The 12,547-nt window shown below is 61.2% G+C and carries 2 pseudogenes; both read right to left on the bottom strand.

What is annotated here, in order from left to right:
* Positions 1 to 315: 315 nt before the first annotated feature.
* Positions 316 to 10,179 (bottom strand): annotated as a pseudogene (locus FAZ95_RS40800) (beta strand repeat-containing protein); the annotation flags it as partial.
* Between the two features lie 996 nt (positions 10,180 to 11,175).
* Positions 11,176 to 11,256, bottom strand: a pseudogene (locus FAZ95_RS40980) (ESPR domain-containing protein); the annotation flags it as partial.
* Positions 11,257 to 12,547: the final 1,291 nt, after the last annotated feature.

Genomic DNA, 12,547 nt, shown 5'->3' on the forward strand with positions numbered 1-12,547 from the left:
CGACAGTGAGCTGACGCCGGTCGACAACGAGCTGGCCGTCGTCGACGTCGAGGTCGACAGCGAAGCGACGTTGCTGTCGGTCGTGCTCAGACCCGTCGAGAGCGAACTGATCCCCGTCGACGTTGAGGTCGAGAGGCTGCTAACTCCAGTCGACAGCGAGCTGATACCCGTCGAGGTTGAGGTCGAAAGACTGCTAACACCGGTCGACAGCGAGCTGATACCGGTCGAAGCCGACGTCGACAGCGACGTGAGGTTGCTGTTGGTCGTGCTCAGGCCCGTCGACAGCGAACTGACACCGGTCGACAGCGAAGCGACGTTGCTGTCGGTCGTGCTCAGACCTGTCGAGAGCGAACTGATGCCCGTCGACGTTGAGGTCGAAAGACTGCTAACACCAGTCGACAGCGAGCTGATACCGGTCGAGGTCGACGTCGACAGCGACGTGAGGTTGCTGTTGGTCGTGCTCAGGCCCGTCGACAGTGAGCTGACGCCGGTCGACAACGAGCTGGCCGTCGTCGACGTCGAGGTCGACAGCGAAGCGACGTTGCTGTCGGTCGTGCTCAGACCCGTCGAGAGCGAACTGATCCCCGTCGACGTTGAGGTCGAGAGGCTGCTAACTCCGGTCGACAGCGAGCTGACGCCGGTCGAAGTCGAAGTCGACAGCGACGTGAGGTTGCTGTTGGTCGTGCTCAGGCCCGTCGACAGTGAGCTGACGCCGGTCGACAGCGAACTTGCCGTCGTGGACGTCGAGGTCGACAGCGAAGCGACGGTGCTGTCCGTCGTGCTCAGACCCGTCGAGAGCGAGCTGATCCCCGTCGAGGTTGAGGTCGAAAGACTGCTAACACCGGTCGACAGCGAGCTGATACCGGTCGAAGCCGACGTCGACAGCGACGTGAGGTTGCTGTTGGTCGTGCTCAGGCCCGTCGACAGTGAGCTGACGCCGGTCGACAGCGAACTTGCCGTCGTCGACGTCGAGGTCGACAGCGAAGCGACGTTGCTGTCGGTCGTGCTCAGACCCGTCGAGAGCGAACTGATCCCCGTCGACGTTGAGGTCGAGAGGCTGCTAACTCCAGTCGACAGCGAGCTGATACCCGTCGAGGTTGAGGTCGAAAGACTGCTAACACCGGTCGACAGCGAACTTGCCGTCGTGGACGTCGAGGTCGACAGCGAAGCGACGGTGCTGTCCGTCGTGCTCAGACCCGTCGAGAGCGAGCTGATCCCCGTCGACGTTGAGGTCGAAAGACTGCTAACACCGGTCGACAGCGAGCTGATACCCGTCGAGGTGGACGTCGAGAGACTGCTGACACTCGTCGACAGTGAGCTGACACCGGTCGACAGCGAACTTGCCGTCGTGGACGTCGAGGTCGACAGCGAAGCGACGTTGCTGTCCGTCGTGCTCAGGCCCGTCGACAGCGAGCTGATCCCCGTCGACGTTGAGGTCGAGAGGCTGCTAACTCCGGTCGACAGCGAGCTGATACCGGTCGAAGCCGACGTCGACAGCGACGTGAGGTTGCTGTTGGTCGTGCTCAGGCCCGTCGACAGTGAGCTGATACCGGTTGAAGCCGACGTCGACAGCGACGTGAGGTTGCTGTTGGTCGTGCTCAGGCCCGTCGACAGTGAGCTGACGCCGGTCGACAACGAGCTGGCCGTCGTCGACGTCGAGGTCGACAGCGAAGCGACGTTGCTGTCGGTCGTGCTCAGACCCGTCGAGAGCGAACTGATCCCCGTCGACGTTGAGGTCGAAAGGCTGCTAACTCCGGTCGACAGCGAGCTGATGCCGGTCGAGGTCGACGTCGACAGCGACGTGAGGTTGCTGTTGGTCGTGCTCAGGCCCGTCGACAACGAGCTGGCCGTCGTGGACGTCGAGGTCGACAGCGAAGCGACGTTGCTGTCCGTCGTGCTCAGACCCGTCGAGAGCGAACTGATCCCCGTCGACGTTGAGGTCGAAAGGCTGCTAACTCCGGTCGACAGCGAGCTGATGCCGGTCGAGGTCGACGTCGACAGCGACGTGAGGTTGCTGTTGGTCGTGCTCAGGCCCGTCGACAACGAGCTGGCCGTCGTGGACGTCGAGGTCGACAGCGAAGCGACGTTGCTGTCCGTCGTGCTCAGACCCGTCGAGAGCGAGCTGATCCCCGTCGACGTTGAGGTCGAAAGACTGCTAACACCGGTCGACAGCGAGCTGATACCCGTCGAGGTGGACGTCGAGAGACTGCTGACACTCGTCGACAGTGAGCTGACACCGGTCGACAGCGAACTTGCCGTCGTGGACGTCGAGGTCGACAGCGAAGCGACGTTGCTGTCCGTCGTGCTCAGGCCCGTCGAGAGCGAGCTGATCCCCGTCGACGTTGAGGTCGAGAGGCTGCTAACTCCGGTCGACAGCGAGCTGATACCGGTCGAAGCCGACGTCGACAGCGACGTGAGGTTGCTGTTGGTCGTGCTCAGGCCCGTCGACAGTGAGCTGACGCCGGTCGACAACGAGCTGGCCGTCGTCGACGTCGAGGTCGACAGCGAAGCGACGTTGCTGTCGGTCGTGCTCAGACCCGTCGAGAGCGAACTGATCCCCGTCGACGTTGAGGTCGAGAGGCTGCTAACTCCGGTCGACAGCGAGCTGACGCCGGTCGAAGTCGAAGTCGACAGCGACGTGAGGTTGCTGTTGGTCGTGCTCAGGCCCGTCGACAGTGAGCTGACGCCGGTCGACAGCGAACTTGCCGTCGTCGACGTCGAGGTCGACAGCGAAGCGACGTTGCTGTCGGTCGTGCTCAGACCCGTCGAGAGCGAACTGATCCCCGTCGACGTTGAGGTCGAGAGGCTGCTAACTCCAGTCGACAGCGAGCTGATACCCGTCGAGGTTGAGGTCGAAAGACTGCTAACACCGGTCGACAGCGAACTTGCCGTCGTGGACGTCGAGGTCGACAGCGAAGCGACGGTGCTGTCCGTCGTGCTCAGACCCGTCGAGAGCGAGCTGATCCCCGTCGACGTTGAGGTCGAAAGACTGCTAACACCGGTCGACAGCGAGCTGATACCCGTCGAGGTGGACGTCGAGAGACTGCTGACACTCGTCGACAGTGAGCTGACACCGGTCGACAGCGAACTTGCCGTCGTGGACGTCGAGGTCGACAGCGAAGCGACGTTGCTGTCCGTCGTGCTCAGGCCCGTCGACAGCGAGCTGATCCCCGTCGACGTTGAGGTCGAGAGGCTGCTAACTCCGGTCGACAGCGAGCTGATACCGGTCGAAGCCGACGTCGACAGCGACGTGAGGTTGCTGTTGGTCGTGCTCAGGCCCGTCGACAGTGAGCTGACGCCGGTCGACAGTGAGCTGATACCGGTTGAAGCCGACGTCGACAGCGACGTGAGGTTGCTGTTGGTCGTGCTCAGGCCCGTCGACAGTGAGCTGACGCCGGTCGACAACGAGCTGGCCGTCGTCGACGTCGAGGTCGACAGCGAAGCGACGTTGCTGTCCGTCGTGCTCAGACCCGTCGAGAGCGAACTGATCCCCGTCGACGTTGAGGTCGAAAGGCTGCTAACTCCGGTCGACAGCGAGCTGATGCCGGTCGAGGTCGACGTCGACAGCGACGTGAGGTTGCTGTTGGTCGTGCTCAGGCCCGTCGACAACGAGCTGATCCCCGTCGACGTTGAGGTCGAGAGGCTGCTAACTCCGGTCGACAGCGAGCTGATACCGGTCGAAGCCGACGTCGACAGCGACGTGAGGTTGCTGTTGGTCGTGCTCAGGCCCGTCGACAGTGAGCTGACGCCGGTCGACAGTGAGCTGATACCGGTTGAAGCCGACGTCGACAGCGACGTGAGGTTGCTGTTGGTCGTGCTCAGGCCCGTCGACAGTGAGCTGACGCCGGTCGACAACGAGCTGGCCGTCGTCGACGTCGAGGTCGACAGCGAAGCGACGTTGCTGTCGGTCGTGCTCAGACCCGTCGAGAGCGAACTGATCCCCGTCGACGTTGAGGTCGAGAGGCTGCTAACTCCAGTCGACAGCGAGCTGATACCCGTCGAGGTTGAGGTCGAAAGACTGCTAACACCGGTCGACAGCGAGCTGATACCGGTCGAAGCCGACGTCGACAGCGACGTGAGGTTGCTGTTGGTCGTGCTCAGGCCCGTCGACAGCGAACTGACACCGGTCGACAGCGAAGCGACGTTGCTGTCGGTCGTGCTCAGACCTGTCGAGAGCGAACTGATGCCCGTCGACGTTGAGGTCGAAAGACTGCTAACACCAGTCGACAGCGAGCTGATACCGGTCGAGGTCGACGTCGACAGCGACGTGAGGTTGCTGTTGGTCGTGCTCAGGCCCGTCGACAGTGAGCTGACGCCGGTCGACAACGAGCTGGCCGTCGTCGACGTCGAGGTCGACAGCGAAGCGACGTTGCTGTCGGTCGTGCTCAGACCCGTCGAGAGCGAACTGATCCCCGTCGACGTTGAGGTCGAGAGGCTGCTAACTCCGGTCGACAGCGAGCTGACGCCGGTCGAAGTCGAAGTCGACAGCGACGTGAGGTTGCTGTTGGTCGTGCTCAGGCCCGTCGACAGTGAGCTGACGCCGGTCGACAGCGAACTTGCCGTCGTGGACGTCGAGGTCGACAGCGAAGCGACGGTGCTGTCCGTCGTGCTCAGACCCGTCGAGAGCGAGCTGATCCCCGTCGAGGTTGAGGTCGAAAGACTGCTAACACCGGTCGACAGCGAGCTGATACCGGTCGAAGCCGACGTCGACAGCGACGTGAGGTTGCTGTTGGTCGTGCTCAGGCCCGTCGACAGTGAGCTGACGCCGGTCGACAGCGAACTTGCCGTCGTCGACGTCGAGGTCGACAGCGAAGCGACGTTGCTGTCGGTCGTGCTCAGACCCGTCGAGAGCGAACTGATCCCCGTCGACGTTGAGGTCGAGAGGCTGCTAACTCCAGTCGACAGCGAGCTGATACCCGTCGAGGTTGAGGTCGAAAGACTGCTAACACCGGTCGACAGCGAACTTGCCGTCGTGGACGTCGAGGTCGACAGCGAAGCGACGGTGCTGTCCGTCGTGCTCAGACCCGTCGAGAGCGAGCTGATCCCCGTCGACGTTGAGGTCGAAAGACTGCTAACACCGGTCGACAGCGAGCTGATACCCGTCGAGGTGGACGTCGAGAGACTGCTGACACTCGTCGACAGTGAGCTGACACCGGTCGACAGCGAACTTGCCGTCGTGGACGTCGAGGTCGACAGCGAAGCGACGTTGCTGTCCGTCGTGCTCAGGCCCGTCGACAGCGAGCTGATCCCCGTCGACGTTGAGGTCGAGAGGCTGCTAACTCCGGTCGACAGCGAGCTGATACCGGTCGAAGCCGACGTCGACAGCGACGTGAGGTTGCTGTTGGTCGTGCTCAGGCCCGTCGACAGTGAGCTGACGCCGGTCGACAGTGAGCTGATACCGGTTGAAGCCGACGTCGACAGCGACGTGAGGTTGCTGTTGGTCGTGCTCAGGCCCGTCGACAGTGAGCTGACGCCGGTCGACAACGAGCTGGCCGTCGTCGACGTCGAGGTCGACAGCGAAGCGACGTTGCTGTCGGTCGTGCTCAGACCCGTCGAGAGCGAACTGATCCCCGTCGACGTTGAGGTCGAAAGGCTGCTAACTCCGGTCGACAGCGAGCTGATGCCGGTCGAGGTCGACGTCGACAGCGACGTGAGGTTGCTGTTGGTCGTGCTCAGGCCCGTCGACAACGAGCTGATCCCCGTCGACGTTGAGGTCGAGAGGCTGCTAACTCCGGTCGACAGCGAGCTGATACCGGTCGAAGCCGACGTCGACAGCGACGTGAGGTTGCTGTTGGTCGTGCTCAGGCCCGTCGACAGTGAGCTGACGCCGGTCGACAGTGAGCTGATACCGGTTGAAGCCGACGTCGACAGCGACGTGAGGTTGCTGTTGGTCGTGCTCAGGCCCGTCGACAGTGAGCTGACGCCGGTCGACAACGAGCTGGCCGTCGTCGACGTCGAGGTCGACAGCGAAGCGACGTTGCTGTCGGTCGTGCTCAGACCCGTCGAGAGCGAACTGATCCCCGTCGACGTTGAGGTCGAGAGGCTGCTAACTCCAGTCGACAGCGAGCTGATACCCGTCGAGGTTGAGGTCGAAAGACTGCTAACACCGGTCGACAGCGAGCTGATACCGGTCGAAGCCGACGTCGACAGCGACGTGAGGTTGCTGTTGGTCGTGCTCAGGCCCGTCGACAGCGAACTGACACCGGTCGACAGCGAAGCGACGTTGCTGTCGGTCGTGCTCAGACCTGTCGAGAGCGAACTGATGCCCGTCGACGTTGAGGTCGAAAGACTGCTAACACCAGTCGACAGCGAGCTGATACCGGTCGAGGTCGACGTCGACAGCGACGTGAGGTTGCTGTTGGTCGTGCTCAGGCCCGTCGACAGTGAGCTGACGCCGGTCGACAGCGAACTTGCCGTCGTCGACGTAGACGTCGACAGCGAAGCGACGTTGCTGTCCGTCGTGCTCAGACCTGTCGAGAGCGACGCGATGGCGCTGGTCGACGACGACAGGGTCGACGACAGCGAGCTGACCACGCTGTTGGTCGTGCTCAGACCCGTGGACAGCGAGCTGATGCCCGTCGACGTCGAGGTTGAGAGACTGCTGACCCCCGTCGACAGCGACGAGAGACTGCCGTTGGTGGTACTGACAACCGCATAGAGCTCGCTGCCGTTGATCGCGTCCGTGCTCGTGGCCGTGATCTGACCTGCACCGACGTTGGTGAGCTGGCGCTCAGCCCCCGGCGCACCCACGCTCACCACGCTCGTCGGGTTCGTGCCGCCGGCAAAGCTGTACGTCACCCCGCCAACCGTCGCAGTCGCCGTTGGGTTCGGCGCTGCCGTCACCGAGCCCGCGCCCAGCGCGACAGCACCGGCGTTCGCCGCCGTTGCCCCGGCGCCCAGTGCAGTCGCGTTCGTCGCTGAAGCGAGCGCGGTCGTGCCGAACGCACTGCTTGTTGCCCCTGACGCCGTCGTGTTGTACCCAAAGGCCGATGCGTCGGTTCCAAGTGCGGACGAGAAGTTCCCATATGCCGTACCCGGATCGCCCGCCTGCGCACCATAACCGATAGCGACACCGCCGGCACCGCCGCTCGGCCCATTAGCCACTATGGTAGCGTCGGTGCCGATCGCGATACTGTTACTTCCAGTAGCCGGCGTTGTGGCGCCGTATCCCTCGGCAATACTTCCTGGGCCGGCTGCAATCGAATTCGGACCGATCGCGACCGAGTTGAGGCCGAGAGCCTGACTGTCCGGTCCGGTGGAGTTCGCGTGGAAATACTTGATGCCCTGACTATTGATGCTATCGATCGCGGCGCCCACGCTGTTGACATTGGTCGTCGTGCCGTTCGCGTTGTACATGGTGTACGACGGGGCAGAGATCGTGCCAGTCAGCGGGTTGTACGTCGCGCCTCCGCCAAGCGCCGCGGCAGCACTGTTGCCGAGGTTGTTGGTGTTGGTGGTGACTGTACTCAGACCCGTCGACAGCGAGCTGATCCCCGTCGACGTTGAGGTCGAGAGGCTGCTAACTCCGGTCGACAGCGAGCTGACGCCGGTCGAAGTCGAAGTCGACAGCGACGTGAGGTTGCTGTTGGTCGTGCTCAGGCCCGTCGACAGTGAGCTGACGCCGGTCGACAACGAGCTGATACCCGTCGAGGTCGAGGTCGAAAGACTGCTAACACCGGTCGACAGTGAGCTGATGCTGGTCGAAGTCGAAGTCGACAGCGACGTGAGGTTGCTGTTAGTCGTGCTCAGGCCCGTGGACAGTGAGCTGACGCCGGTCGACAACGAGCTGATACCCGTCGACGTCGAGGTCGAAAGACTGCTAACACCAGTCGACAGCGAGCTGGCCGTCGTCGACGTAGACGTCGACAGCGACGTGAGGTTGCTGTTGGTCGTGCTCAGACCCGTGGACAGTGAGCTGACGCCGGTCGAGAGCGAACTGATCCCCGTCGAGGTCGAGGTCGAAAGACTGCTGATGCCGGTCGACAGCGAGCTGGCCGTCGTCGACGTAGACGTCGACAGCGACGTGAGGTTGCTGTTGGTCGTGCTCAGGCCCGTGGACAGTGAGCTGACGCCGGTCGAGAGCGAACTGATCCCCGTCGAGGTCGAGGTCGAAAGACTGCTGATGCCGGTCGACAGCGAGCTGGCCGTCGTCGACGTAGACGTCGACAGCGACGTGAGGTTGCTGTTGGTCGTGCTCAGGCCCGTGGACAGTGAGCTGACGCCGGTCGACAACGAGCTGATACCCGTCGAGGTCGAGGTCGAAAGACTGCTAACACCAGTCGACAGCGAGCTGATGCCGGTCGAAGTCGAAGTCGACAGCGACGTGAGGTTGCTGTTGGTCGTGCTCAGGCCCGTGGACAGTGAGCTGACGCCGGTCGACAACGAGCTGATACCCGTCGAGGTCGAGGTCGAAAGACTGCTAACACCAGTCGACAGCGAGCTGATGCCGGTCGAAGTCGAAGTCGACAGCGACGTGAGGTTGCTGTTGGTTGTGCTCAGGCCCGTGGACAGTGAGCTGACGCCGGTCGACAACGAGCTGATACCCGTCGAGGTCGAGGTCGAAAGACTGCTAACACCAGTCGACAGCGAGCTGATGCCGGTCGAAGTCGAAGTCGACAGCGACGTGAGGTTGCTGTTGGTTGTGCTCAGGCCCGTGGACAGTGAACTGACGCCGGTCGACAACGAGCTGATGCCCGTTGAGGTCGAGGTCGAAAGACTGCTAACACCAGTCGACAGCGAGCTGATGCCGGTCGAAGTCGAAGTCGACAGCGACGTGAGGTTGCTGTTGGTCGTGCTCAGGCCCGTGGACAGTGAGCTGACGCCGGTCGACAACGAGCTGATACCCGTCGAGGTCGAGGTCGAAAGACTGCTAACACCAGTCGACAGCGAGCTGATGCCGGTCGAAGTCGAAGTCGACAGCGACGTGAGGTTGCTGTTGGTTGTGCTCAGGCCCGTGGACAGTGAACTGACGCCGGTCGACAACGAGCTGATACCCGTCGAGGTCGAGGTCGAAAGACTGCTAACACCAGTCGACAGCGAGCTGATGCCGGTCGAAGTCGAAGTCGACAGAGACGTGAGGTTGCTGTTGGTTGTGCTCAGGCCCGTGGACAGTGAGCTGACGCCGGTCGACAACGAGCTGATACCCGTCGAGGTCGAGGTCGAAAGACTGCTAACACCAGTCGACAGCGAGCTGATGCCGGTCGAAGTCGAAGTCGACAGCGACGTGAGGTTGCTGTTGGTCGTGCTCAGACCCGTGGACAGTAAACTGACGCCGGTCGACAACGAGCTGATGCCCGTTGAGGTCGAGGTCGAAAGACTGCTAACACCAGTCGACAGCGAGCTGATGCCGGTCGAAGTCGAAGTCGACAGCGACGTGAGGTTGCTGTTGGTCGTGCTCAGGCCCGTGGACAGTGAGCTGACGCCGGTCGACAACGAGCTGATACCCGTCGAGGTCGAGGTCGAAAGACTGCTAACACCGGTCGACAGTGAGCTGATACCCGTCGACGTCGAGGCCGAAAGACTGCTAACACCAGTCGACAGTGAGCTGATACCCGTCGACGTCGAGGTCGAAAGACTGCTAACACCAGTCGACAGCGAGCTGATGCCGGTCGAAGTCGAAGTCGACAGCGACGTGAGGTTACTGTTGGTCGTGCTCAGGCCCGTGGACAGCGAACTGACGCCGGTCGACAACGAGCTCGCCGTCGTCGACGTCGACGTGGACAGCGACGTGAGGTTGCTCTTGGTCGTGCTCAGGCCCGTCGACAGTGAGCTGACGCCGGTCGACAACGAGCTCGCCGTCGTCGACGTAGACGTGGACAGCGATGTGAGGTTGCTGTTGGTCGTGCTCAGACCCGTCGACAGCGAGCTGATCCCCGTCGAGGTCGACGTAGACAGGCTCGTAATACTCGAGAGCGTCGTGCTCGCTACCGTATAAAGCTGGCTGCCGTTGATCGCATCGGTGCTCGTCGCACTCACCAGACCCGCCGCAACATTCTGGATCCGGCGCTCCGCTCCAGGCACGCCGACGCTCACCACCCCCGCAGCAGCGCTAGCGCCCGCATACGGGCCGAAAGTCGTGCTGCCGATCGTGGTGCTGCTGACTGTACCCGTGCCGCCAGTCGCCGCCGTCGCCGCACCGGTCGTCACGGCACCGGAGCCCAGCGCAACCGACCCCGCCACGTTCGCCGCAGCCCCAGCACCGAATGCCTGCGCATTGGTGACACTGGCGACGGCATTATTGCCAACGGCGACACTGCCGACACCCGCCGCCGTAGCACCACTTCCAAACGCCGCAGCACCGCCTGCCGACGCAGTAGCGTTATTCCCAAACGCAGCAACGTTTCCGCCGACTGCAAGAGCCTGCGGCCCAAACGCCGCCGCCCCCCCTCCGGACGCAGTTGCCAGAGCCCCGACGGCGGTATCGTCAAAACCAAGAGCGGCAGAGGAATCGCCAACCGCTAAAGCTTGCGTATTAGCAGCAGTCGCTCCAGTCCCTACTGCAACACCACCGCTCCCCGAAGCAGCTGCGGAGTTGCCCAGTGCAATCGCATAGGTTCCCGTCGCAGATGCTGCATTGCCGAAAGCGGATGACTGAACGCCCGATGACACTGCGCCGCTGCCCACTGCAGTTGCGTTGTTCGCATTTGCTACTGCAGAGGTGCCTACTGCAATACTATTTTGTCCAGAGGCCGTATCCAGGTGGCCCACAACCGTCGCGTTTTGCCCCGTCGCTGTGGTATAGGACCCTACAGCTATCGCGAAAGAGGCAGTTGCCGATGCGCCGGTGCCAAAAGCTGAAGTGTATTGCTGGGTTGCAAATGCGGCCGTACCAACGGCCGTACTTCCCGCAAACCCGCTGGCGGTTGTGCCGTTCCCAATGGCGATCGCGTCTGACCCGGTCGCTACCGTAGTGCCGCCGAAGGAGCCGAAGCTACCGATCGCAAGCGACCCTATACCGGTCGACGACGCAGTGCCACCAATTGCTTGCGCACCGTTGGTGCCGCCGGAAGTGTTGCCGCCATTCAGCGCCTGGCCATACGCACTGTGGTAAGGCAACGCAGCCAAGGCAAAAACCGCACAAATCGCGACATAAACGTCGCGATAAATCATCGATTTCTTGGCGGGAGATTTCTCAGTTGGAGATACTTCACCGTCGTAATTAGCCTTTGTCGCCTTCCCTTTTTGCCGGGCCACCTCCGAGACAACGACCCAGCCCCCTGTCACCGTACTCCAGATGACTTTGTAGACTTTGTTCATACCAACCTATCCCCATAACCAATCTATTTCAGCTTTCCGACTGAATCACTGGTCGTGAAATTTCAATCGCGCTTTACCAAATCTTTCATTCCTAAGATGGACGAACACTTTGGAGTTCGTGGTGCGCAGCCCGGTCCACAACGGCGTGATGCTCGTCGAAGTGAACAGCGAGTTCGGCCCGACGTGAACCTTGTATTGCCTAGTTCTCACACTCAATATTCAGTTATGCTAAGGCAATACTGAACCGCGAAACTCGGCTGGCATCTCAACAGTGGCTGAGAACACGATTAACCGTTGCGGCGAAATTCGCATCACAACGCGTCCAGTGGATAAGTAATACTAAATATTTACCATTGTGCCGGAAAGAGTTTCCAAATGCCGCCCCACCGCTGCCAAATTCGTCAGACAGCGTTCGGCCCTGGCATTACCCGCGAACGATCCGACTTACCATTGGCGGATTGGCGCTTGCATGAAGTAGTCCATGAGCCACGCGCTTCAGCCCAGATCGTTCTGGCATGACTGGTTCAAGGCACGCATCTCCGCCAAGTTGTGCCCATCTGCACTGATTCGCAGACCAGCCAGATCTTCGACTGCGTATCCGGCAAACAGCGAATCAGGTCGCCTGCCCTACATTGGATAGGTGCAGTATAGGTTGATATAACTTCCGACATTCTGAACAATCGTGAACCGCCCCGGGAATCGTTGGAGGCTGCTTGGTTTAAGTTGATACGAGCACTAAAGCGTTATCGCCTTGCCTCAGCATCTCATCCACCTCCAGTTTCGGTTGCTTTGCAATTCGATCCCCATAAGGTTGGGAAATCTAGTCGTTTATCGGGAGCATAAAGATCTTCGGACACCAGTGTTCTTCAACAACGAAACCAATAAATGATCCTATTCGTTAAATAACGTCAAATCTCCACGCAAAAGTTGACACGGATATAATTTGACGCGCTTTCAAGGCAACCTTCCTCCAAAAGACAACACACTGGATGAGTGGCTTCTTAGCCTCGTCGTCAAGGACTTGAATTGAAGAATGTCCTGCACTCCCGAATTACGTCGCTCGTCACCAGCTCAACGTATTTCGCTCCCAGTGACGACTGGTGGCCCTGCCCAAAATGTCAACGACAATCTGAACGACGAATCGTCATCGGATCTTCCTGCTTCCTCGACCACTGAACCTCTCCCCACTGCGACGCCGATGTTTTCGCTGTGCGGCTTACCTTCGCATAAAGTCAGCCGGGCGCTTCAACTGGCCGACACGACTGATATCGAATGGCTTGCAGAGGAATAA

It is taken from the genome of Trinickia violacea, from assembly GCF_005280735.1.
Taxonomy (GTDB): Bacteria; Pseudomonadota; Gammaproteobacteria; order Burkholderiales; family Burkholderiaceae; genus Trinickia_A; species Trinickia_A violacea.